The organism is Undibacterium sp. Tian12W (genome assembly GCF_049339405.1).
Classification (GTDB): Bacteria; Pseudomonadota; Gammaproteobacteria; order Burkholderiales; family Burkholderiaceae_D; genus Undibacterium.
In genome coordinates, this window is sequence record NZ_JBMPPK010000001.1 from 337,753 (window position 1) to 362,247 (window position 24,495).

Genomic DNA, 24,495 nt, shown 5'->3' on the forward strand with positions numbered 1-24,495 from the left:
AATGAGCACAAAGCCGGCTGGTACGCGGCGCGCACCAGCCGGCTTTGTGTTGAAACGGACTTACTTACCGTATTTCGATTTTGCTGCAGCAACGCAGTTGTCTTTGCCTTGACCAGACAAAGCGTCGCATTTTTCTGCGGCGACTTTGTATTCAGCATTGACTTTGTCTTCATTTGCATCGACGCGGGCATCGACGACTTTTTTGTCAGCCTTGGCATTTGACACGGCGGCTACTTTATTCGACTTGGCTTGTTTGATACAAACGTCCTTGTCATTACCAGTCATGCTACCGCATTTGGCTTTTTCTACATCGTAGTCAGCATCAGCGATATCTTTTCTGGCGCTGGTTTGCGCAGCTACCGTATTTTTATATTCTGCCTTGGCATTTGCTTCGGTGTGAACACGGGCTGCCTTTGCCTCGGCCAGGCAAACATCTTTAGGATTGCCGGTTATGGCATCACATTTAGCTTTCGCCACTTTGTACTCGGTACTGGCAGCTTCTTTGGCCGCTGTGTAGTTTGCGGATTTTTGGTCTGCAGCAAAACAGGCAGCGCTAGTCAGGGTGGCGGTACAAGCCAGCATCAGGGCAAATTTCTTATTCATAATATTTTCCTTTTAAGTGTGAATTTCAAATATGCAGCAGATGAGCTATCTGCCATCAACAATTGCAACGTCGGAAAAGTCCGATGCCTGATTGTGATATCAACAGGTTCACATTTCTGTTCGGTATCGAACATTACTAAAGAAATATTTATTTCTCATGAAGATGCATTTCTGCAGGAATTTTTTTCAGAGTGTGCCAGCGCACAGAAGTCATAAGAAGGTAGGTGTACATTGATCATGCCACACAGATGAAACCTTTCTTGTGACTCTTAACATGAGCTGCCAATTACCAGGGAAACAGACATCATGATCACGATCAATGACACTCAAGCACTGAATATGAAAAACACTGGAGGTCAATTCACGCCTCCACTGCCAGAACACCTGTATGCAAGACGTAGTGACTTCAAAAAGAAAACAGGGGAAGCGCGTATTAGCACTGGCACCAGTATAGGTATCGCAGTCGGCTTTGTACTGGGCATGATCAATGCAGCACTTGCTGTCATGATTTCTCCGTTTTTTGTTCCTGGCCTGCATGTTCTGGTCACTGATCCTGCGACAGCAGCGCTTGCGGGTGGCGCACTGGGCTCGGCGGTGGGCGCGGTCATGGGGTTTTTGCTGGAATGGTGCATTAGCAGCACAAAATTCGAACAACTGGAAACCGATCTTGTGTCCACATCACACATGGATCAGTCCTGATTACTGCAGATGGTGCTGTAAATATTTTTTTTAGGTCGCGGATGCGGACTTGGTTCTACTAATAATTACAAACAATAACTTTACTAACAATAAGAGGCTGCCAAATGATCACCATACTATTAGTCATACTTATCCTCGCCCTGGTTGGCGCGCTTCCTACCTGGCCCCATAGCCGTTCCTGGGGTTATTGGCCCAGTGGTACTACCGGGCTTATCGTGCTTATTCTCGTTATATTGCTTCTGACTGGCCGTTTGTAAATTGCTTGTAAATTATTTATAAATTTATAAAACTTATTTTCATTTCAAAGGAGTCATCATGAAAACCAATAAACAACAGCTGATGAAAGGCATACTTTTTGCACTGATCAGTGGTGCAATGCTGAGTCCAGCACTTGCTGCCGATACTGATGCAACAGCGATCTCCCAACGTGGTGATCCTGAGCGCTGGTTCCAGGAAGAAATGACGCCTATAGCTTATTTCAAAACTCTGAAAAAAGAAGCAGAGGCCGTCTATCAATTGTCAGTCGCTGAATGCAGGCGCGCAGAACGCAGCCAGCAAAGTGCTTGCGTGCGTGAAGCCAAGGCGACCATGCAACAAGATATGGCCGATGCTTACAGGAAATCGGGCATACGTGCCCGCTAACAGCAGCGAGCTCATGCGCACTCAAAAGCAATCATAGATAGCCGGGGAAGGAAAAGCAAAACCTCTCCGGCTACGCTCATTTGAGAATCTGAGCGTCTGAGCATTTGCACTTCAGCAAACCCATATCATGCTTCAATCTTGCCAGAGCAGTAAGGACCGCATATGAAAGTCAAGCGTAAGGCCAGACGCGTTCTGGCAACAAGTACTGCAAGCATTGCCACCGTTCTCATGTTCAATGCCTGCAGTACACTGCCAGAGATCAATTATCTGGAGCCTGCGCTTGACCAGCCACAAAAAACTGCCTCAGCCAAACCGACGATCAACAATGCCAAAGGTGAGTTAAGCACCTCCAGGGCCCAGGCACTGATGCGGCAACGCTGGAAAAATTCTGGTACCGGGCTGGCGAACATGCAGGCTTTGGCCGCATTGGAAGAAGCCGTCACCGGTAGCCCGCTGATTGCTGGCAACCAGGTTACTTTGTTATTTGACGGCCCGCAAACCATGGCAGCCATGATGGCAGCGATACGGCAAGCGAAAGACCACATCAATCTGGAAACCTATATCTTTGACCAGGATGAGCTTGGCCTGGAATTTGCCAAACTGCTGATAGAAAAGCAGCAGGCCGGTGTGCAGGTGAATATTATCTATGACAGCGTAGGCACTATAGGTACGCCGCAAAAATTCTTCGATGACATGAAAGCCGCTGGCATACAACTGCTGGCGTTCAACCCCATCAACCCCACCAAGTTGCAAGGCCCATGGTCACCGAACCGGCGCGATCACAGGAAAATCCTGATCGTCGATGGCGAAGTCGCTTTCACAGGCGGTGTCAACATCAGTGCCACTTATGCGAATAGCTCGCTATTTCGCTCCAAATCGCAAAACCCTGATAAAGTGGGCTGGCGTGACACCCATATCCAGGTGACCGGCCCAGCGGTTGCGGCCTTGCAGTGGATATTTCTTGATACCTGGCTCAGTGTCGATGATAAATCACCGGCAGACAAATTGTATTTCCCTGCCTTGAAAAACCAGGGCAACAAGATGGTGCGTGTACTTGCCAGTGAACCTGACAGCAACCCGGCTATCTACAAGGCCTATTTGCTGGCGATACAGGAAGCAAAGGACAGTATCCACATCACGTCCGCCTATTTCGTGCCAGACGCACAGATATTAAAAGCATTGATTGCCGCCGCCAAGCGCGGTGTCGATGTCAAGATCATCATGCCTGGCGTGACTGACAGCGGCCTGGTGTTCCATGCGGGTCAGTCCTTCTACAATGACATGCTGGCAGGCGGGATCAAAGTGTATCAATTGAATGTCTCGGTGCTGCATGCCAAAACCGCTGTGATCGACCAGGTCTGGTCAACAGTAGGCTCCACCAATATAGATACGCGTAGTTTTTTGCATAATAAAGAAGTGAATGTCGTCGTCATCGATACTGAATTTGCAATAGCGATGGAAAATGCCTTCAAGGAAGACTTGCGTTTATCAACTGAGGTCACCCTGGAAACCTGGCAACAGCGCCCACAAATGAACAAACTAAAGGAATGGCTGGCCAGGCGGTTTGAATACTGGCTGTAATTGCGCAGAGTGTTGATTCTTGATATCGGTTCCCTGACAGCTGACTCATTGCAACGATAGAAATAAAACAGGTGTGCGCTTGATAAAAGCGCACACCTGTTTTTTATGGTGCAGGAGAAATTCAGAAAATTAATTTACATCTTGCCACACAGCGAAAAACATTATTTTTTCTTGTCAGATTCAGGTATCTTTGCCACTTTCTGCGGGGTGATTGAAACTGCCACTGGGTCACTGGCTGGGAAACTTTCATCCAGCGCTTCATCCAGATCATCTTCCTTCTTGTTGATGTCTTTCTTATTCTCTTCTGGTTCAGGTTTAACGGGTACAGGCTTTTCGTTCAATTCATTTGTCATGATATTTTTCTCACATGGATAAAGTAAAACTTCCCCACACCGATGAAGAATGCGGGGAAGTGTGAAGCGATAAAAACATGTCAAAGGACTGACTAGTTTTTAACTTTCAGGTTGTTGATCACGCTTTGCACACCAGAGACGCTTTTTGCCACTTCAATGGCATGCGTTGCCTGCAATTCACTATCGACGAAACCACTCAGTTGCACTTCACCTTTGCGGGTAACTACGGCGACGTCCATACTTTTCATCTGTGCATCCTGCAGCATGGCTGTTTTGATACCTGCAGTAATAACGCTGTCATCTATCTTGTTGCCAACGGTTTGCGTGCCCTGCTTCAAAACGAGTTTGTTATCGACCTTTTTGACGCCCTGCACGGCTAAAGCCACAGCAACACTGTGGTCAATCTGTGCCTGATTATCAGCAAAGCCACTCAGTAAAACTTCGCCCTTGCGAGTTTCAATTTTTACGTCGGCGCCTTTGACGATATCATCAGACATCAGCGCCGTTTTGACTTTGGTGGTAATGACAGAATCATCAATCTCGACACCTATGGTAGTAGAGGCATTTGATCCGGCAGTATCAGGGCCTTTATTGCAACCCGCCAGTACCAGCAAAGAGGCAGATAAAACCGGCAGGATAAATTTTTTGTATCGAGGATGTAATCGATTAGATAAATAGCTCATCATTATTCCTTTCTCTTTTTAGACTCTATATTGAGCCTCGGGTAATTAGCGTTGACCAATATTGCCGTTGGCATCAGACAAAACGATTTCAACGCGGCGGTTCAATTGACGGTTTTGTGCAGTGTCATTTTCTACTGCTGGATAGCTTTCGCCATAACCTTTGGTCAGCACGCGGTCACGGGATACACCCATCAACACCAATGCGCTACGCACAGCAGCAGCACGGCGTTCAGACAAATCCTGATTGTGAGCCTGGCTACCGGTATTGTCGGTAAAACCTTCAATCAGTACAGTTCTTTGCGGATTGTTTTGCAAGACTGTGGCGAGTTTTTGCACAGTACGCATACCATCAGGGGTCAATTTAGCTTGGTCTACACCAAACAATACGTCACCCAGCGTGATGATGATGCCGCGCACAGTCACTTTGGTTTGCAATTCAGCGAGTTGTGATTCCAGGGCGGCATTGCGGTTTTGCATTTCCAGTGCCTTGGCCTGTTCTTCCTGCGCCTTGCGCTGTGCTTCGCTGGCTTCACCCTGGGCTATTTGCGCAGCCAGACGGGCCTGGTCAGCTTGTGCCTTGGCCTGGTCAGCCTGCATTTTTGCTCTGTCAGCCTCGTTGGTACGTTGCTCCAGACGGATCTGGTCACGCGCTTTGGCAGCATCAGCAACGGCAGCCTCTGCCTGTTTCTGTTTGGTCAGTTCCTGGGCCACGCCTATTTTTTGTTTGGCGATATAGGCCAGGCGATCAATTTTATCTGTGCTTTCATTTTCTTTCGCGGCCTTGTTAGCTTCGTTCATGGCGATGTCAGCCTGGCGCATTTCCAGAGGTGCCAGGGTCAGCACATTGGGATTATTCTGCGCGGCCTGATAATCCATGCGCGCCTGATCCAGCATGCTGGTGGTTTTTGGTGCGGTGCTGCAAGCGGAGAGCAGCATGGCGGTCATCAAAATGATGGGGGCGAATATTTTCTTGTTCATGATGTGTCCTTAAAAATGTAATGGCAAGTTCCAGGAATCTTGGAAAGCATTGCTGATAATTTGTATTTGCTTATTTTTTGCTTATTTTTTGCTGATTTTTATTGCTTGTTTTATTGCGTGTTTTTATTGCTTATTGTTTGCGCGTTGCAGCTCTTCGCGCAAGACGCGGATATCGTCTTGCAGCGCGTTGGCAGCTTTCTCTGCTTTTGCAGAGTTAGCCTTGGCTTGTGCCAGCTTGGCATCGGCCTGCGCCTGAGTTGCCAGGTCACTGGCGAGCTTATAGTCTTTGTCTTGCATGGCTTTATTTGCCAATGCCATTTTTTGGCGGGCAGAAGTCATCTCTGCCGGTGCGAATTCACTGGCGCCTGCACTTGCAGCGTTATCAACGGCTTCTTTAGACACGGCTACTTCTGCCGTCGCCGGTGTTTTCATGCTGCTAGCGCAACCCATCATCACGACCATGCTTGCGCTGCATACTGCCAAAAGACCAGTTTTCAAGTTTTTGTTCATTTTTATTCTCCAGTAGATAAGTATCCGTGCTCTTGCAAACCCCATTTAAGTCACATTTATTGTGATCTTCGCCGTCTTTATACCGCCCGCGGCCAAACGGGGTCTGTTCGCTGCCGCACACTGTCAAATCTTTGCCAAATCGCATCTGAGGAAGGATAGAGAATCGATAGATAAACGATAGATAAACCTTAGCTTGGTGTGTATGTACGCTAGCGAACTTACATAGTGCGGCGCTTGTTTTAGTATCAAGTTATCGCCGCCCTCGCTCATCTGAATTATTTGGATCATCTGAATCCGTTTTTGCGTTCTGGCGCAGTTCATATGCGAAAGCTGACCAGGGGTGTGGCAAAGGATGACCAATCACTACGGTCACTGGCAAATCCCAATAAAAGAAAGAAGTGTGCGATTTGAAATCAGCTAAAGATATGCTGTCGTCCAGCCTCCATCAGCTTAAAAATGTCTGGAAACATGGTCAGTTGCGCTTGCAGACTTATGTCTCCCAGTCCGGGGCCGAATTACCCTTGCGTGCCGATTTGTACAGTGCCCTGCAAATGGAACAGCATGGCCGCATACTGGCAAACAGCCATAAGCTCAGCACTGTTTTTGGGCAAGATCAACTCCTGGCCCGTCTGGCTGATAATCAGGACGTGATCATGAATGCCTGTACCTTGCTGACAGAAGCCATCAAGGAAGGCAGACCCGTCACCCCCGCCGCTGCGTGGCTGCTTGATAATTACTATCTGATTGAAGAACAGATACGCACGGCAAAACGCCATTTACCCAAAAATTACAGCAAGGAATTGCCACGTCTGTTGCGCGGCAATTCAGCCGGGCGCCCTCGCGTGTATGACATTGCGCTGGAAACCATTTCGCATGGCGACGGCAGGGTAGACCCTGAAAACCTGAGTCGTTTCATCAGCGCCTATCAATTGGTATCGGTATTAAAACTCGGTGAGCTGTGGGCCATTCCCATCATGCTGCGTCTGGCATTGATAGAAAATTTGCGCCGGGTGGCAACCAATCTGACAACCACCCACAATAACCGCAACCTCGCCGCCAAATGGGCAGAGGAAATGACTGAGACTGCCGAGAAAGACCCCAGCAATCTGATCTTGCTGGTGGCCGACATGTCACGTTCAAAACCGCCTTTGGACAGCTCTTTCGTTGCCGAAATGATGCGCAGGCTGCAAGGTCAGGGTCCAGCTCTTGCCCTGCCTTTGAACTGGTTGTCGCAACGCCTGGCAGAAACCGGCGACACCATAGAACATCTGGTACACCTGGATTCGCAACATCAGGCGGCTGACCAGATTTCCATCAGCAACAGCATAGGCAGCTTGCGTTTGTTGACGTCCATGGACTGGCGTGATTTTGTCGAAAGCATGAGCGTGGTAGATCGTTGCCTGCGTGAAGACCCCGCAGCCATCTATACTCGCATGGATTTTTCCACACGCGATCTGTACCGCCATGCGGTAGAGAAAATTGCTAAAGGCAGCGGTTTTTCAGAAGCCGATGTCGCCCACAATGCCCTGCGTTTCGCCCGGGAGGCAGCCAACAAATATGGTCAGGATGCACGCAGTGCCCATATAGGTTATTTCCTGATCGGTAAAGGCCGGGTTGAACTTGAGCGCTCTACAGCAATGCAACATGCCTTACCGGAATCGATCAAACACGCTATCCGTGATTCTGCCCTGAGTATTTATCTGGGCAGCATAGTCATCATCAGCCTTGCAACCACCGGCTTGCTGCTGAAACAGGTCAGGTATGCTGATGTCAATCCCTACTTGCTGGCTGGCTTCATCGCTGCCAGCCTGATTGCCAGCAGCCAGTTTGCGCTGTCCATGGTTAATTGGCTGGCTACCTTTGTTGCTCTGCCACGGCCTTTGCCACGCATGGATTTTTCCAAAGGCATACCACTGGAAGCAAGTACCCTGGTAGTAGTGCCAACCATGCTGTTCAATGTGCAGAATATTGATGCTTTGTCAGAAGCCATGGAAGTGCGCTTTCTAGCCAATAGCGATGCCAATCTGCGTTTTTGCCTGTTGACTGATTTTCCTGATGCAGCGACTGAGACCCTGGAAACAGATGAAGGGCTGCTGGACCATATCAGCAATATCACAGAGGCACTTAACACTAAATATCCGCGTCCCGATGGCGACCACTTCATCATCATGCACAGGCCACGGGTCTGGAACGCGCAAGAGAAAATTTGGATGGCGTATGAGCGCAAGAGAGGCAAACTGGCCGCCCTGAACAGCTACTTGCGCGGCACGGGTGCTGATGCTTTCATGCGTATCATTGGCAATACCGCTGGTCTGGAGAACATGAAGTATGTAATTACCCTGGACACCGATACGGAATTACCACGCGATGCGGCGCGTAAATTCGTGGCAACCATGGCCCACCCTCTGAACCGTGCCTATTATGATGACAAGCTGCACAGGGTTACAGACGGTTATGGAATTCTACAACCGCGTGTCGCAGTCAGCCTGCCCGCCAGTGACGCTTCTTATTATGAATTGCTGTGTGGTGGTGAAGCTGGTATTGACCCTTATACACGCAGCGTGTCAGATGTGTATCAAGATGTCTTTGATGAAGGCTCATTCATAGGCAAGGGCATCTACGATATCGATGTATTTGAGCATGCCCTCAAAGATCGCATGCCAGAAAACCGCATCCTCAGCCATGATTTGCTGGAAGGCTGCTATGCCCGTGCAGGTCTGCTGAGTGATGTGCAGTTGTATGAAGAATATCCATCAAGCTATCTGGCTGATATACGTCGTCGCCATCGCTGGATACGGGGTGACTGGCAGATCGCGTCCTGGTTATTACCCAAAGTACCAGGCCCCAAGGATGAAGTTACTGGCAAACCCATCAAGCGCGCCAATTCCTTGTCTTCACTATCGCACTGGAAGCTGTTCGACAACCTACGGCGCAGCTTGGTGCCGCTGGCACTTGTCGCCTTCCTCGTTATCGCCTGGAGCGGTTTGCCACATGCCTGGTTATGGTCGGCGGCAGCCCTTGGTTTTTTACTGATACCTGCTGCCAGTGGATTTTTATTTAACCTGACCCAAAAACCTGACGATGTTTTCTTCCGTCAGCATCTGCTGTCATTGCTGCGTTCCAGTACCCAGCATTTTATTCATGCCTCACTGAGTCTGGTATTTCTGCCCTACGAAGCCTGGATCAATCTCGATGCCATTTTGCGCACGCAATGGCGTGTATTGATTTCGCATAGGCGTTTGCTGGAATGGAACCCTTCTACCATCAGCAATCATCAGTTCAAGAATACTGTATGGAATAATTTCCGCAGCATGTGGATTGCGCCGGTATTTTCTGTTGCCGTATTTTTCTTCCTGGACTATGTCAATCCAGTTGCTTTGCGTGCAGCAGCACCGATCTTGTTGCTGTGGCTTATCTCGCCCGTCATTGCTTATCTGATGAGCCGTGAAAAGCAGCAGCGCGTGTCTCAATTAAGCACGGAACAAACAGAGTTTTTGCAGGCGACCGCACGCAAAACCTGGCTGTTTTTTGAAACCTATGTCGGGCCCGAAGACAACTGGCTGCCACCTGACAATGTACAGTTCCAGCCTGTCAGCGTAACGGCTCACCGCACTTCACCGACCAATATAGGTTTGTCGCTGCTGGCCAATTTGGTGGCCTATGATTTTGGCTACATCCCTGTAGGTCAGCTATTGCAGCGTACGCAAGATACGTTTGCCAGCCTGAGCAAGATGGAACGTCACCAGGATCATTTCTATAATTGGTACGACACCAAGACGCTACAACCGCTGCAACCCCTGTATATTTCAACAGTAGATAGCGGCAACCTGGCCGGTCATTTGCTGACCCTGCGCCCTGGCCTGGCAGGTTTGACAGATGCGCCAATCTGCCAGCCGCGTTTGTTTGGCGGCTTGCACGATACTTACCTTATATTGCGCAACACCGTTGGTGAGCACGCCGCAGGCAGGCTGGCAGAGTTTAAAACTGATCTTGATGTGCTGTGCCTGAGCGCACCAACTTCACTGATCGTCATTTATGACTGCCTGAAACGCCTGACATATCATGCTGACAGTTATCTGGCCAGTCAGACCGTGGTGGCTGATAATCAATCGCATGTGTGGGCAAGTGCGCTAAGCAGACAAACCCATGCACAACTCGATGAGCTGGTCTATCTGGCACCTTGGCTGACACTTCCAGAGCCAGGTAGTTGGCTGCAAGCTTTTCCACAGCTTGATGCGATTCCAACTTTAAAAATATTGGCGCAATTGGGTTATTCACATAACTCACCAAGGGACGACAGCTTGTCGCTCGATCAGCCCAATCTGGCGGGAAGTAAAAATCCTACTTTGGCAGCAATGCTGACAACGGCCAGCAAACGCGCCACAGACCGTATACAGCAAATCGGGCAACTGGTGCAGCAGACTGGCGAATTTGCCAGGATGGAATATGAGTTCCTGTACGATGCCAATACCCACTTGCTGACCATAGGCTATAACGTCAATGAACGCAGGCGCGATGTTGCCTGCTATGATTTGCTGGCATCTGAAGCACGCCTGGCCACCTTTGTGGCTATTGCGCAAGGCCAGATTCCACAAGAGAGCTGGTTTGCACTGGGTCGCCAACTGACGATTGCAGGTGGAGAACCTATCCTGCTGTCCTGGAGCGGCTCGATGTTTGAGTATCTGATGCCTCTGCTGGTCATGCCGAATTTCCAGAATACCTTGCTGGAGCAGACTTACCGTTCGGTCGTGCAGCGCCAGATAGAATATGGTGAACAACGTAATGTGCCCTGGGGTATTTCAGAATCAGGCTATAACACTTTTGATGCGCAATTGAATTATCAATACCGCGCCTTTGGTGTACCGGGCCTGGGTTTTAAACGCGGGCTGGGTGATGATCTCGTCATTGCACCATATGCGTCGATGATGGCATTGATGGTAGAACCCGAGAAAGCCTGCAGCAATCTCGAACAGCTGGCTTCACTGGGCTTTGAAGGCGTCTATGGCTTCTTTGAAGCCATAGACTATACGCCTTCACGCCTGCCTCGTGGACAGACACATGCCTTGATACGCTCATTCATGGTGCATCACCAGGGGATGGGTTTCTTGTCACTGGCTTACCTGTTGCTCGACAAGCCTTTGCAAAAACGTTTTGAATCCGACCCCCTGTTCCAGGCCACCATGTCGCTGCTGCATGAGCGCGTGCCCAAGGCCACCGCCGTGTATTCCAACACGACCGAGCTGGCCGACATACGCAGCGCCAGCGCCGGACAGGAAACACCTTTGCGCGTACTGCACCATGTCAATACCCGTACGCCGGAAGTGCAGTTGCTGTCGAATGGCCGTTACCATGTCATGATCAGCAGTGTTGGCGGCAGTTATAGCCGCTGGAACGATCTTGCCATCACCCGCTGGAACGAAGACAGCACCCGCGACCACTGGGGTACTTTCTGTTATGTGCGCGACACCAGCAACGGCAAATATTGGTCCACTGCATTTCAGCCTTGCCTGGTGCCTTCTGCCAGCTATGAAGTGATTTTCTCTGAGGGCCGGGCAGAATTCCGCCGCAGTGACAATAATCTCGATATGCATACCGAAATCGTCGTTTCGCCTGAAGATGATATCGAATTGCGCCGTACCCGCATTACCAACCGTTCGCGCCATCGCCGCACAATAGACTTCACCAGCTATGCAGAAGTCGTGCTCGCGCCTGCAGCGGCAGATGCCATGCACCCGGCCTTCAGCAAACTGTTTGTACAGACTGAAATCCTGCATGACCAGCATGCGATAGTCTGTACCCGCCGCCCTCGTTCCATGGACGAGAAAATACCAAGCATGTTCCATCTGATATCCCTGCATGGTGCTACGGCAGATAATGTCTCTTATGAAACTGACAGGGCGCAATTCATAGGCCGAGGCAATACGCTGGAAGCACCTGCAGCCATGCGCGTAGAGCGTCTGTCAGACAGCCAAGGCTCGGTACTTGATCCAGTAGTTGCCATACGCTATCAAATTACGCTAGAACCAGAACAGATTGCCACCTTTGATGTTGTCACTGGCGTCGCAGAAAACCGTGACCTGTGCGTGGCGCTGATCGATAAATATCAGGATCAGCATCTGGCAGACCGCGTCATAGGCCTGTCATGGACACATAGCCAGATTGTCTTGCGTCAGTTGAATATCAGCGAAGCCGATGCACAGCTGTATGGCCGCATGGCAAACTCCGTCATCTACATGAACCCTTTGCTGCGTGCCGATGCGAGTGTGTTGAGCCGCAACCACCGCGGTCAGTCGGGCTTATGGGGCTATGCCATTTCTGGTGATTTGCCTATCGTGCTGTTGCAGATCAACCAGCAAGAGCATATAGAGCTGGTGCGCCAACTGGTGCAGGCCCACGCCTACTGGCGTTCCAAAGGGCTGGCTGTGGATCTGGTAATCTGGAATGAAGACCATGCCACTTACCGCCAGGCCTTGCAGGAACAGATCATGGGCATGATTTCGTCTGTCATTGGTACCCACGCCATAGAAAGGCCGGGTGGTATCTTTGTCCGCATGGCGGAACAGATCTCAGTCGAAGACAAAATCCTGTTCCAGGCAGTTGCGCGCGTCATACTGAATGACCACCGCGGCAGCCTGATGGAGCAACTGAGCCGGCGTGATGTACTGGATTTGCGCGTGCCCAAGCTCTTGCCTTCGCGCCAGGTGTATTCACAATCCGGATATCAGCCTCTGACCAACAAGTCAGGCGATAACAGGAATAACGGAAACCTGCCAGAAAAACTGCAAAGCTTTAATGGCATAGGTGGTTTTTCTGAGGATGGCCGTGAATACGTCATCACCACGCGGGAGGGTCAAGTCACACCTGCACCATGGGTCAACGTACTGGCGAATCCACAATTTGGCACTGTCATTTCTGAAAGCGGGCAAGCTTATACATGGGGTGAAAATGCCCACGAGTTCCGCCTGACGCCCTGGAATAATGATCCTGTCAGCGACAGTAGTGGCGAAGCTTTCTACATCCGCGATGAAGATACCGGTGCCTACTGGTCACCTACTGCCCTGCCTTGCCGCGGCAGTGGTGACTATGTCACCCGCCATGGTTTTGGCTATAGCGTATTCACTCATGAGGAACAGGGCATACGTAGCGAATTGACAGTCTTTGTCTCCATGGACACGGCGGCCAAATATTCCATACTGCGCGTCACCAATGTTTCTGAAGAACAAAGGAAATTGTCCGCCACAGGTTATGTGGAATGGGTGTTAGGTGATCTGCGTCCTAAATCCCTGATGCATATCGCAACAGAAATTGATCCGGCCAGTGGCTGTGTACTGGCACGCAACCCCTACAATACCGAGTTCCCGGGACGCAGGGCATTTTTTGACCTGGATGGCGGCAACCGCAGTGTAACTGGTGACCGTAATGAATTTATAGGCCGCAATGGCAGCCTGCAAAAACCGGCGGCGCTGGAAAGACAAAGATTGTCTGGCAAAACCGGGGCCGGTCTTGACCCATGTGCAGCAATCCAGCAGGAATTTGAATTAAGCCCCGGGCAGGAAAAACGACTGGTATTTGTGCTGGGTACGGTCATGACCGATCACACCAATGTCACGCAATTCATACAGCAACACCGTGGTATTGCGGCGGCAGAACAGGCACTCAATAAAGTGCATGATTACTGGCGCGATACTCTGGGTGTAGTACAGGTGAATACGCCTGACCAGGAATTGAACCTGCTTGCCAACGGCTGGTTGCTGTATCAAACCATCGCCTGCCGTCTGTGGGCACGTAGCGGTTACTATCAATCTGGCGGTGCATTTGGCTTCCGTGATCAGTTGCAGGACAGTATGGCACTGGTACACACCCGGCAAACGCTGGCACGCGAACAATTGCTGTTGTCGGCTGCCCATCAATTCGTCGAGGGTGATGTACAGCACTGGTGGCATCCACCGATAGGCCGTGGTGTGCGTACGCATTGTTCTGATGACTATCTGTGGCTGCCTCTGGCAGTGGCGCGTTATGTCAACAGCAGCGGTGACATTGGGATTCTGGATGAAGAGTTGCACTATCTGGAAGGCCGTCTCGTCAACCAGGAAGAAGATTCCTATTACGACTTGCCTGGCAGGTCACCACACACTGGCAGTCTGTATCAGCATTGCGTCAAGGCCATAGAAAATGGCTTGCGCTTTGGCAGTCATGGCTTGCCTCTGATTGGTTCCTGTGACTGGAATGATGGCATGGATAAAGTCGGTCATCTGGGCAAGGGGGAAAGCGTCTGGCTGGCTTTCTTCCTGCATCAGGTGCTGACAAAATTCTCTGCGATTGCACTGGCTCGCAATGACAATGAATTCTCCAGCCGCTGTCTTGAGCAGGCACGTCAGCTAGCAAAAAACATTGACGACAATGCCTGGGATGGCGCCTGGTACAGACGCGCCTATTTTGATGATGGCGGTGCACTGGGTTCGGCACAAAATGCAGAATGCCAGATAGACTCGATCTCGCAAAGCTGGGCAATATTATCCGGTGCAACAAATCCGCAAAGGGCACACCAGGCTATGCAGTCTCTGGATAAACGCCTGATGCGGCGCGACAAGCAGATCATACAGTTGCTGGACCCTGCCTTTGATTGCTCGGGACAAAACCCCGGCTATATCCGTGGTTATGTGCCTGGTGTACGTGAAAACGGCGGGCAATATACCCATGCAGCAATCTGGACCGGCATGGCATTTGCAAAAATGGGAGATGCAGCCCGTGCTTGGGAAGCATTTGACATGATCAATCCTATCCACCATGGCAATTCGCCAGAGTCGGTTGCCCGCTACAAGGTGGAACCTTATGTCATCTGTGCCGACGTGTATGCAGTAGCACCGCATACTGGCCGTGGTGGCTGGAGCTGGTACACAGGATCAGCTGGCTGGATGTATACTTTCATGATGGAATCTTTGCTGGGATTAAAACGTGAAGGCAAGCACCTGAGCCTGACACCTTGCGTACCGGAAGGGTGGACCAACTTCAGCGTACGTTATCAACATCTGAGCAGCACCTACCTGATCACGGTCAAACTCAGGGATGTCGCTTACGGACAAAGCCTGCTGTTTGTCGATGAGGTCGCCATGGGAGATTTGTTGATACCTCTGCTGGATGATCAGCGTGAACATACTGTCGAGCTTAATTATGTAAAGCCGGTTCAGCAATGATCTGATAACGTCTTGAGAAGAATTACTAAATCAGTAATTTGCTTATTCCAGAGCTGATCATCAAATTGAAAACCCGCCATCGCAACAGCAATGGCGGTTTTTTTATGAGTACTGTGCATGATCCCCATAAAAATCCTGTGGCCTTGCTAATTGAATGTTGACAGTCATTTCAAAACTTGCCCGACTCCGTAGCAGCGGCTTTAACCGCGAACATCTGGGCAGCATTGAGGATTCGCGGCTGAAGCCGCTCCTACAGAGCAAGGGCCTACGACCATTGAAGCAGTGATCGAACAGCAATCGAGGAAATGACAGTCGCTGATTCAGAGCAATGATTTTTAAGCGCTAATGTACTAATGAATGCAGATAGAGCTACTTATGGAATTCATCATCGCAGACAAGAAAAAAGCCAGATACTTTACAGTATCTGGCTTTCCTTAATTAAAATTACTTAATTAATCTACTGCAAAACTACTTATTGCCTTGGTTCGCCATTGCGGTTTACTGCAATGGTAGGACCTGGAGCATAGCTCATTTGCACATGATGATCTACACCACGGTAGTTATAAGTCACATCCCAGTATTGTGGTGTTGTGTTGGCTGTTGTCTGGCAACGGCGAACGTCGCGTTCGTAAGTGCCGCCGTTACTACGGCCTGCATTGGCACCCAGTGCACCACCAGCCACAGCACCACCTGCAGTCGCTAGGTCACGGCCAGTACCACCACCGACCTGATGACCCAGGATACCGCCGATCAGTGCGCCAGCAATCGCACCACCAACATTTGGTTCGCTACGTTCTGACTGCACCTGCTGACGTTCTACCCAGCAGCGCTCATTTGGCGGGCCTACCACTGCACGTACAGACGTCACTGGTGCGTCATACACACCTTCATTTGGACGACGGCGGTAATCATAATTTGGTGAGCTCAACGGTGCCTGCATCTCATTATCATAACGCCCCCTGCCACTGACAGGGCGAACGGAAGATATGCGGTTGTTCATGCCCATGCCTGACAGGGTGTCGTAACTACCTTTACTCAGGATCATGCAACGGCCACCAAAGTTGGCATCGTCACAAACTTCCCAACGACCACCATTGACAACCACAGACGATGCCAGGTCATTAAAGCCACTATTGCGGAAATTATTTTGCTGACCGTTGACGCTAAAGGTACGGCCACGGAAGCCCTCGCCTTCATAGAACACGATTTGTGCACTCGCATGAGCGACCAGTAACAAGCTTGACACACCGATGATGAATTTTAATTGTTGTTTCATTTATTTCTCCAAGGTTGAAATCTGAACAAAGCTGTGGCGGATGGTTCTATCCCGCCACTCAGACTTAGCAAGAGAGCCAGCATGAACGACATATCCATACCGGGGCACCATGAATCATAGCATCCCATTTTTTATAAACCAGTTCTGTACGCTGCCACACATACACTTTGCAGTTTCTTTTAAGCAGTTTCCGTGAAGGATTTCTTAGGGGAGTTATTCTATAAAGCACGGTCACGTCTCGCCATGTACGTCAGCGCACATTCATTTTTGGCAATGCGGCGTATAAATTCTCATGTCCCTGGCTTCGTGCCTTTGTTAACTTGACCTCACTCAGTCATTCAGGAGAATCAACATGAAACTCGCGCCCCTCAATGAGAAAATGGAACAATGCCTGGCCAACTGTCTGGCATGCCATCGCGTCTGTACCACCGCTGCCGCCCATGTCATGCATGGCGACAGCAATCATAGTGAAGTATTACACCTGGTCAGCCTGCTGGACTGCGCCCAGATTTGCCTGGTCCATGCAGATTTCATGGCACGCCGCTCTCCACACCACATGCACCTGGCCCGTGAATGCGCAGAAATTTGCCTGTCTTGCGCCACATTTTGCGAAGCCCATAGCGATGCCGACGGCATGATGAGTGAGTGTGCAAAAGCCTGCCGCACTTGCGCGGATAGCTGCACATCGATGTAGGTCTGGCTGCGAAGCGATCTGACAGATCACTGTCTGGAAATGTGGAGACAAGCTTAAAACTTGTTCCCACACATCTGTTGTCTTAGTGGGCAGACTTGTACTTGCCCTTTCATTACATTTTCCCAATACATTTGTCTACGTTGTTTGTCATAGCGCAAAACATGCAACTGCTTACGTGTCAGCATGGCAATACATCGCCATACATCAACATATATCAACATGCATCGACATGCATCCAAATAAGTCAAAGCGAAACACATCAATACAGTTTAAGGAAATTATGACTATCAACACAAAAGCATATCTGATCGGTGGCGGCATCGGTTCCCTGGCGGCGGCCGCATTCATGATACGTGACGGAAAAATCAAGGGTGACAATATCTCCATCCTTGAAGCCACGTCCCTGCTCGGCGGCAGCCTTGACGGTGCTGGCAGCCCAGATCAAGGTTATTCACTACGCGGTGGCCGCATGCTGACGACCGACAATTATGAATGCACCTGGGATTTGTTCAAATCCATCCCCTCGCTGCATAATCCGGGAAGATCGGTATTTGAAGAAACGGTCGAATTCAATGAGCATTACAAGTCCAACTCCAAGGCCAGGCTGGTAGATAAGCGCCGCGCCAAGGTACCAGTATCGTCCATGGGCTTCTCCATGCAAGACCGTATGGAGTTGCTCAAACTGAGCCAGGCAGATGAGGCAGAAATGGGCAACAGCACCATTACTGACTGGCTGTCGCCCTCTTTCTTTGAAACTGAATTCTGGTTCATGTGGGCGACTACATTTGCATTCCAGCCATGGCACAGCGCTGTTGAGTTCAAACGCTATCTGCACAGATTCATGATGGAATTTTCGCGCATAGAGACACTGGCAGGCGTCAAACGTACCATCTACAACCAATATGATTCGCTGGTATTGCCACTGCAAACCTGGTTGAAACAAAATGGTGTGCAGTTCATCACGAATTGCGAGGTGCAAAAACTGACGCACACTGTGATCAATGAGCAGTTCCAGGTTACTGGCCTCGAATGCCTGCGTGACGGCGTGACAGAAAGCATCACGGTTGCTGATGGTGACCTGGTTTTCCTGCAAAACGGTTCCATGACGGATGCGTCCAGCCTGGGCTCAATGAGCAGTGCGCCGGAAAGGCGCAGCAAGATCGATAGTTGCGGCTGGCGCCTGTGGGAACAGCTCGCGGCTGAAAGGCCAGGCATGGGCAACCCGGCAGCCTTTAATACCTGCATCGCCCAGTCCTGGTGGGAATCCTTCACGGTCACGCTCAAGGATCCGCGTTTCTTTGACCTGATGCAAAAATTCAGTGGTAATGAAGCCGGCACTGGCGGGCTGGTGACGTTCAAGGATTCCAACTGGCTGATGTCCATCGTGCTGGCGCATCAGCCGCATTTCATCAACCAGCCCGCTGGTATCCAGGTATTCTGGGGTTATGCACTCTACCCTGACCGCATCGGCGACTTTGTGGCGAAACCCATGAGCGAATGCAGCGGCGCAGAAATTCTTGAGGAATTGCTGGGTCACCTGCGCTTTGATGCCGAAGTGTTTGACAATGCCAATTGCATCCCTTGCCGCATGCCTTACATCACCAGTATGTTCATGCCGCGCTCTGTTGGCGACCGGCCTTTGCCTGTGCCGCCCGGTACAAAAAACTTTGCTTTCATCAGCCAGTTTGTCGAAGTGCCGGATGATGTGGTCTTTACGGTGGAATATTCAGTGCGTGCTGCCCAGATGGCGGTATATCAGTTGCTGGGTGTAAATCGCGAAGTACCGCCGATTACGGCCCATGACAAATCGCTGGGAACGAAGTTTGAGGCGCTGGTCAAAGCGTTTAAATAAGCACCGCGTTCAACTGCAATGCAACCCTTCATGGAGGGGCTTGCATTGCAAATTGATGCCCTTCAACAGTCACAAAGCTCATGAATCAGGATGTTCTTTTTTAAATCGCTGGTTCGCTTCATCCAGATGTTTGATCAGCACATGTGAAATGATATTGACCCCGATGCCACCGAACATGGCAGGCACGAGATACAGGGCCAATGAAATCTCCGAGACAAATATCGTGTCGTCTGCAAGTGAGGGCGACAGTTTTGCTGCCGCTGAGAGTACCTTCAGAAAATAAACGTCCATACCAGCAATGGCAACCAGGGCAAAACCAAATATCAGGGTGGTTTTTTTGGAGATGGCTTTTTTCAATATCAGGTAGCTGTAGATGCCAAAAGGCATGACCACCGAAGCTATCATCATGAGCCAAAACTTCAATTCTGAAAATATAGTGTTTTCCAAGCATGCATCCTTAAAACTGATAATAAGCAAACGATTATCTCGTGTATGAAAATATTATTAACCTAATGCATGCCCTTGCAAGTAACGTATTCTCTCACTTTCGTAACGAATTGAATTCCACCTTGAATTGAATCCCTGTTTTCCGATAGTATAGTTTCAACTAGAACTTGTTTCTTGAGAGAATGATCAAGATTTGCGGGTGACGCGCTGTTCAGTTTCTTGTGGGATTGTATGTGACTTTGTATAAATCCCCCGGGCCAGACTATCGTTGACATTGCTGTACGTATAGGCAATTATTGAGATGGCCTCACCGTTCCTGCAATATTGCTAATGCTGCAAGCGCTTGTTCTGCACTATCACTCTCATGGAATAAACTGCGCAGCTCAGGCTATCACTTTTTTCATCGGTAACAAAGCGCGTAAAGTTCTCTGCAAGATACACCTGGATACCAATTAATTTGCTATTCGTTTCAGTACCGACAGTGTAAAGGCATGAAGATGACATCAAGAATCGTCAATTGGAAATCGGCAGCTGCCGTATTGGTCGTAATCGCTGTCGCAGCAGGTGGCTGGTGGTATTACCACCGCACTGATGCCAGCGCACCAGCAGATGCAGGCAATGGCCCTTCAGGGAATTCAGGGAAGCGAGGCGGTGGACGTGATGCAGGCAACAGAGTGCAACCAGTATCCGTGGTGCCTGCGCAAAAGCGCGACATCCGCCTCATCGTCACGGCGATAGGCAATATTGCTGCCGCCAACACTGCTGTTGTGCGCACCAAGGCAGATGGCGAACTCAAGGCGATTTATTTCAAGGAAGGCCAGGCTGTACAGGCCGGGCAGTTGCTGGCACAGATAGACCCCAAGCCTTTTCAGATTGCCCTGTCACTGGCACAGGGTACCCTGGCGCGTGACCAGGCGCAGTTAAAAAATGCCGAGCTTGATTACCAGCGCTACAAAGACCTGGTCGAAAAACAGGCAGCCCCAAAACAGCAGATGGATACGCAAGAAGCACTGGTGCAGCAACTGCACGGCACCATTCTGTCTGACCAGGCCTCAGTAGATAATGCAAAACTGCAGTTGAGTTATACCCGCGTAACCGCTCCTATTTCTGGCCTGGCTGGCTTGAAGCAGGCTGACCTGGGTAATATCGTGCATAGCTCGGACACCAATGGCCTGGTATCAATCACGCAAACCCAGCCGGTTGCCATCGTATTTGCCATCCCCGATGTACGCCTCGATAAATTGCGCCAGCAAATGAAGAATGATGTGCCTTTGCGGGTAGAGGCATGGGACAGGGAGCAAAAAAATATCCTGGCAGAAGGCAGTGTCGCCAACACCGATAACAGCATAGATTTGACGACAGGCACAATCAAGGTCAAGGCCCTGTTCCCGAACAAGGACAATGGTCTGTTCCCCAACCAATTCGTCAATGTGCGCTTGCAACTCGATACCATGAAAGACGCGCTGGCAGTGCCAGTGGCATCGGTACAGCGCGGCACCGTAGGTAATTTTGTTTATGTCGTCGGTGAAGGCGGTGTAGTTACGCTAAAGCCTGTCACTACACTGGCCACCGATGGTGACTGGGTGGCCGTCAAGGCAGAACTCAGGCCAGGCGACCAGTTGGTGACCGATGGCGCTGACCGTTTGCGTGATGGTGGCAAGGTTGAAGTCATCGCGGCATCAGCCAGACCTGGTGGCGGTGATGAACCTCGCGGTGGCAGTGGCAAACGACGCAAGGGAGGCGGCGCTTCTGCTTCAGGATCTGCGTCGGCACCAGTGCCTGCTTCAGCTCCAGCAGCGGCATCAGCTCCCGTCCCTGCCTCCGCAGCAGAAACCAGGAAATAAGGGCGCTCAGCTCATCATTACATCATGGCTACCCTGAACCCCTCACGTCTGTTTATTGAAAGACCGGTCGCAACTTCGCTGATGATGCTGGCGATTCTGCTGGCAGGTTTGCTGGCTTACCGCCTGTTACCTATCGCAGCCTTGCCGGAAGTCGATTACCCCACCATACAGGTGACCACGCTTTATCCCGGTGCCAGCCCGGATGTGATGACCTCGTCAGTCACCGCGCCGCTGGAACGCCAGTTTGGACAAATGCCGGGCCTGGCACAAATGTCGTCGACCAGTTCTGGTGGTGCCTCTGTGATCACCCTGCGGTTCGAGTTGAGCCTTTCACTGGATGTAGCCGAGCAAGAAGTGCAGGCTGCCATCAATGCGGGCAGCAATCTGCTGCCCAGTGATTTGCCTATGCCACCGGTATATAGCAAGGTCAATCCTGCGGACGCACCGGTATTGACGATCGCGGTCTCATCGACCACCCTGCCAGTGATACGCATACATGATCTGGTCGAGAGCCGTCTGGCGCAAAAAATCTCGCAGGTACGTGGCGTCGGCCTGGTCAGTATTGCCGGTGGGCGCAGGCCAGCTGTCAGGATACAGGCCAACCCAACGGCGCTGGCCAATCTTGGTCTCTCGCTGGATGATTTACGCACTGCCATAGGCAGCGCCAACGTCAATCAGGCCAAGGGCAGTTTTGATGGCCCCCTGCGCGCCTCGACGATTGATGCAAATGACCAGATGAAAAGCGCGGCAGAATATGCCAACCTGATCTTCGCCTACAAAAACGGTAATCCGATACGCCTGCGTGATGTTGCCACGATGGTCGATGATGCCGAGAACATGCGTCTGGCAGCATGGGCAGATAAGGCCCCGGCTGTTATTCTCAATGTACAGCGCCAGCCTGGCGCGAATGTGATACAGACGGTAGACCGCGTGAAGGCTCTGCTGCCTAGCTTGCAAGCCGCCATGCCAGGGTCTGTCGATGTGCGGGTACTGAGCGACAGGACAACCACCATACGCGCCTCTGTTGATGATGTGCAAATAGAACTGCTGCTGGCCATAGGCCTGGTGGTATTCGTGATCTTTGTGTTCTTGCGCAGTGTGCCAGCCACCATCATCCCCAGTGTTGCCGTTCCCTTGTCACTGATAGGCACCTTTGGCGTCATGTACATGATAGGTTTTTCACTCAACAACCTGACCCTGATGGCGCTGGTGATCTCGACGGGCTTTGTGGTTGATGATGCGATTGTCATGATAGAAAACATCGCCCGTTATGTCGAAGAAGGCGAGTCGCCAATGGCAGCCGCACTAAAGGGATCGCAGCAAATAGGCTTCACCATCATTTCCCTCACCGTTTCCCTGATTGCGGTATTGATACCGCTGCTGTTCATGGGCGATGTGGTGGGCCGTCTGTTCCATGAATTTGCGATTACGCTGGCTGTCTCGATATTGATTTCTGCCTTCGTGTCCCTGACCTTGACACCAATGATGTGCGCCCGTCTTTTACATCATGAAAAAGAAGAAGACTTTGGCCCGGTCAAGCGTGCCGTGGGCCGCATGTTTGACCAGACCATTGCAGGCTATGGCCGCATGCTGACCTGGGTATTGGACAGGCAAAAAACCACCATGCTGGTGTTTGTGGCGACACTGGCTCTGACTGGTTTGCTGTACATCTTTGTCCCCAAGGGTTTCTTTCCTGTCCAGGATACCGGCCAGATACAGGCCATTACCGAAGCAGCGCAATCCACTTCGTTTGCCGCCATGGCAGAACACCAGCAAGCGCTGGCCAGCATGATTTTGACTGATCCGGCGGTGGAAAGCGTATCTTCTTTCATCGGCGTGGATGGTGCAAACGCCACCCTGAATGCAGGCCGCATGCTGATCGTGCTGAAGCCGCTGAATGTACGCGTGATCTCTGCTACCCAGATCGCAAGACGCCTGGCTGAGCTGACGCGCAAGGTACCAGGCATCGCCATCTATATGCAGGCAGTGCAGGATCTGACCATAGAAGACAGGATAGCCAAGACGCAGTACCAGTTCATGCTGAGCTCGCCCGATATTGCTGAACTGTCGCGCTCGACATCCGCCCTGCTCGAACGTTTGCGCAAGCTCCCACAACTGGCCGATGTCGCCAGTGACCAGCAAGAGCTGGGCCTGCAAGCCTATGTGGATATAGACAGAGATGCCGCAGGCCGCTTTGGCGTCAGTGTCGCAGCGATAGATAACTCGCTGTACAACGCCTTTGGCCAGCGCCTGATCTCGACGATTTTCACCCAAAGTAACCAGTACCGCGTGGTGCTGGAAGTGGCACCGCAATATAAAGTTGGGATGGATGCGCTGAATAACCTGTATGTACCGGGTACGAACGGCGTACAGGTGCCACTGTCTTCCGTCGCCAGAGTGGTGGAGAGGATAGCGCCACTGGCAGTCAACCATGCAGCGCAATTCCCTGCAGCGACTATTTCATTCAACCTCGCCCAGGGTGCGGCATTGGGTGATGCAGTCAATGCGATAAAAGCAGAAGAAGCCGCCTTGCATTTGCCAGTCAGTGTAGAAACCAGCTTCCAGGGTGCGGCGCTGGCTTTCCAGGCATCGCTATCCAGCACCCTGTTGCTGATACTGGCAGCGATAGTCACCATGTATATCGTGCTGGGTGTCTTGTATGAAAGCTATATACATCCGCTGACCATACTTTCTACCTTGCCGTCGGCAGGTCTGGGAGCCTTGCTGGCCTTGCTGGCATTCAGGCTGGACCTGGGTATCATCGCCATCATCGGTATCGTGCTGCTGATCGGTATCGTCAAGAAGAATGCCATCATGATGATCGATTTTGCCTTGTATGCGCAGCGTGAAGAAGGCCTGAATCCGCGTGAAGCCATCCACAAGGCTTGCCTGCTGCGCTTCCGCCCCATCCTGATGACCACCATGGCAGCCTTGCTGGGTGCTTTGCCACTGATGCTGGGTTCGGGCGTGGGCAGTGAATTGCGTCATCCTCTGGGTGTGGTCATGGTCGGTGGCCTGATCGTCAGCCAGTTGCTGACCCTGTTCACGACGCCGGTGATTTATCTTGGCTTCACGGCGCTGGCCAGCAGGTTTGCCCGCAAGCCAGGTTCAGAAACTGCAACAGAAACTGCGGCGTGAG

General features: G+C 51.0%; 16 protein-coding genes. 9 read left to right on the forward strand and 7 right to left on the reverse strand.

The genetic code is table 11. From position 1 onward, the window contains the following. Positions 1-60: 60 nt before the first annotated feature. Positions 61-603 (reverse strand): hypothetical protein, encoded by a 543-nt coding sequence (locus tag ACO0LI_RS01460; RefSeq protein WP_422949598.1) that lies wholly within the window; start codon positions 601-603, stop codon positions 61-63. A 339-nt stretch (positions 604-942) separates the two neighbouring features. On the opposite strand from ACO0LI_RS01460, the gene ACO0LI_RS01465 reads away from it, so the two are divergent. The 4 genes from ACO0LI_RS01465 (at position 943) to cls (ending at position 3,525) form a co-directional block, all read left to right on the forward strand. After that, complete coding sequence (locus ACO0LI_RS01465; RefSeq protein ID WP_423030282.1) at positions 943-1,302, forward strand: hypothetical protein; 360 nt, start codon at positions 943-945, stop codon at positions 1,300-1,302. Between the two features lie 104 nt (positions 1,303-1,406). After that, the gene (locus ACO0LI_RS01470) at positions 1,407-1,559 is read left to right on the forward strand and encodes a DUF3309 family protein (RefSeq protein WP_422949600.1); all 153 of its coding nucleotides are present in this window, start codon (positions 1,407-1,409) and stop codon (positions 1,557-1,559) included. A gap of 58 nt (positions 1,560-1,617) precedes the next feature. Then, positions 1,618-1,944, forward strand: a complete 327-nt coding sequence (locus ACO0LI_RS01475; RefSeq protein WP_422949601.1) for a hypothetical protein — start codon at positions 1,618-1,620, stop codon at positions 1,942-1,944. A 162-nt stretch (positions 1,945-2,106) separates the two neighbouring features. Then, positions 2,107-3,525 carry a cardiolipin synthase gene (gene cls, locus ACO0LI_RS01480; protein WP_422949602.1) on the forward strand — a complete coding sequence of 473 codons (1,419 nt, stop codon included), beginning with the start codon at positions 2,107-2,109 and terminating at the stop codon, positions 3,523-3,525. A gap of 161 nt (positions 3,526-3,686) precedes the next feature. Here the strand turns inward: cls and ACO0LI_RS01485 are convergent, their stop codons facing one another. From ACO0LI_RS01485 to ACO0LI_RS01500, 4 genes are all read right to left on the reverse strand, one after another. Beyond that, entirely contained in the window at positions 3,687-3,878 is a 192-nt protein-coding gene (locus ACO0LI_RS01485) for a hypothetical protein (RefSeq protein WP_422949603.1), read from the reverse strand. 92 nt (positions 3,879-3,970) lie between these two features. Next, positions 3,971-4,561: a BON domain-containing protein gene (locus ACO0LI_RS01490; RefSeq protein ID WP_422949604.1), complete on the reverse strand. Its 591-nt coding sequence runs from the start codon at positions 4,559-4,561 to the stop codon at positions 3,971-3,973. 45 nt (positions 4,562-4,606) lie between these two features. Then, the gene (locus tag ACO0LI_RS01495) at positions 4,607-5,539 is read right to left on the reverse strand and encodes an OmpA family protein (protein ID WP_423030284.1); all 933 of its coding nucleotides are present in this window, start codon (positions 5,537-5,539) and stop codon (positions 4,607-4,609) included. Positions 5,540-5,662: 123 nt separating this feature from the next. After that, the gene (locus tag ACO0LI_RS01500) at positions 5,663-6,049 is read right to left on the reverse strand and encodes a DUF4398 domain-containing protein (protein ID WP_422949606.1); all 387 of its coding nucleotides are present in this window, start codon (positions 6,047-6,049) and stop codon (positions 5,663-5,665) included. Positions 6,050-6,456: 407 nt separating this feature from the next. On the opposite strand from ACO0LI_RS01500, the gene ACO0LI_RS01505 reads away from it, so the two are divergent. Then, a complete protein-coding gene (locus tag ACO0LI_RS01505; RefSeq protein ID WP_423030286.1) occupies positions 6,457-15,243 on the forward strand; it encodes a GH36-type glycosyl hydrolase domain-containing protein in 8,787 nt (2,928 codons plus the stop codon). 472 nt (positions 15,244-15,715) lie between these two features. Here ACO0LI_RS01505 and ACO0LI_RS01510 read toward each other — a convergent pair whose 3' ends face one another. Then, on the reverse strand, positions 15,716-16,519 hold the full coding sequence (locus ACO0LI_RS01510; protein WP_423030288.1) for a beta/gamma crystallin-related protein: 804 nt from the start codon (positions 16,517-16,519) through the stop codon (positions 15,716-15,718). 352 nt (positions 16,520-16,871) lie between these two features. Here ACO0LI_RS01510 and ACO0LI_RS01515 point away from each other — a divergent pair, with 352 nt between their 5' ends. Beyond that, a complete protein-coding gene (locus ACO0LI_RS01515; protein ID WP_422949609.1) occupies positions 16,872-17,213 on the forward strand; it encodes a four-helix bundle copper-binding protein in 342 nt (113 codons plus the stop codon). 280 nt (positions 17,214-17,493) lie between these two features. Further along, a complete protein-coding gene (locus ACO0LI_RS01520; protein WP_423030290.1) occupies positions 17,494-19,065 on the forward strand; it encodes an oleate hydratase in 1,572 nt (523 codons plus the stop codon). Between the two features lie 78 nt (positions 19,066-19,143). On the opposite strand, the gene ACO0LI_RS01525 is transcribed toward ACO0LI_RS01520, so the two are convergent. Further along, the gene (locus tag ACO0LI_RS01525) at positions 19,144-19,512 is read right to left on the reverse strand and encodes a hypothetical protein (RefSeq protein ID WP_423030292.1); all 369 of its coding nucleotides are present in this window, start codon (positions 19,510-19,512) and stop codon (positions 19,144-19,146) included. Between the two features lie 497 nt (positions 19,513-20,009). On the opposite strand from ACO0LI_RS01525, the gene ACO0LI_RS01530 reads away from it, so the two are divergent. Further along, positions 20,010-21,356 carry an MdtA/MuxA family multidrug efflux RND transporter periplasmic adaptor subunit gene (locus tag ACO0LI_RS01530; RefSeq protein WP_423030294.1) on the forward strand — a complete coding sequence of 449 codons (1,347 nt, stop codon included), beginning with the start codon at positions 20,010-20,012 and terminating at the stop codon, positions 21,354-21,356. Positions 21,357-21,389: 33 nt separating this feature from the next. Next, the gene (locus ACO0LI_RS01535) at positions 21,390-24,494 is read left to right on the forward strand and encodes an MdtB/MuxB family multidrug efflux RND transporter permease subunit (protein ID WP_423030490.1); all 3,105 of its coding nucleotides are present in this window, start codon (positions 21,390-21,392) and stop codon (positions 24,492-24,494) included. The last annotated feature ends 1 nt before the right edge of the window (position 24,495 follow it).

Excerpts from the sequence above, each read along its gene's own strand:
- ACO0LI_RS01460 (WP_422949598.1), bottom strand. The coding sequence starts at position 603 with ATGAATAAGAAATTTGCCCTGATGCTGGCTTGTACCGCCACCCTGACT.
- ACO0LI_RS01465 (WP_423030282.1), top strand. The coding sequence starts at position 943 with ATGAAAAACACTGGAGGTCAATTCACGCCTCCACTGCCAGAACACCTG.
- ACO0LI_RS01470 (WP_422949600.1), top strand. The coding sequence starts at position 1,407 with ATGATCACCATACTATTAGTCATACTTATCCTCGCCCTGGTTGGCGCG.
- ACO0LI_RS01475 (WP_422949601.1), top strand. The coding sequence starts at position 1,618 with ATGAAAACCAATAAACAACAGCTGATGAAAGGCATACTTTTTGCACTG.
- cls (WP_422949602.1), top strand. The coding sequence starts at position 2,107 with ATGAAAGTCAAGCGTAAGGCCAGACGCGTTCTGGCAACAAGTACTGCA.
- ACO0LI_RS01485 (WP_422949603.1), bottom strand. The coding sequence starts at position 3,878 with ATGACAAATGAATTGAACGAAAAGCCTGTACCCGTTAAACCTGAACCA.
- ACO0LI_RS01490 (WP_422949604.1), bottom strand. The coding sequence starts at position 4,561 with ATGAGCTATTTATCTAATCGATTACATCCTCGATACAAAAAATTTATC.
- ACO0LI_RS01495 (WP_423030284.1), bottom strand. The coding sequence starts at position 5,539 with ATGAACAAGAAAATATTCGCCCCCATCATTTTGATGACCGCCATGCTG.
- ACO0LI_RS01500 (WP_422949606.1), bottom strand. The coding sequence starts at position 6,049 with ATGAACAAAAACTTGAAAACTGGTCTTTTGGCAGTATGCAGCGCAAGC.
- ACO0LI_RS01510 (WP_423030288.1), bottom strand. The coding sequence starts at position 16,519 with ATGAAACAACAATTAAAATTCATCATCGGTGTGTCAAGCTTGTTACTG.
- ACO0LI_RS01515 (WP_422949609.1), top strand. The coding sequence starts at position 16,872 with ATGAAACTCGCGCCCCTCAATGAGAAAATGGAACAATGCCTGGCCAAC.
- ACO0LI_RS01520 (WP_423030290.1), top strand. The coding sequence starts at position 17,494 with ATGACTATCAACACAAAAGCATATCTGATCGGTGGCGGCATCGGTTCC.
- ACO0LI_RS01530 (WP_423030294.1), top strand. The coding sequence starts at position 20,010 with ATGACATCAAGAATCGTCAATTGGAAATCGGCAGCTGCCGTATTGGTC.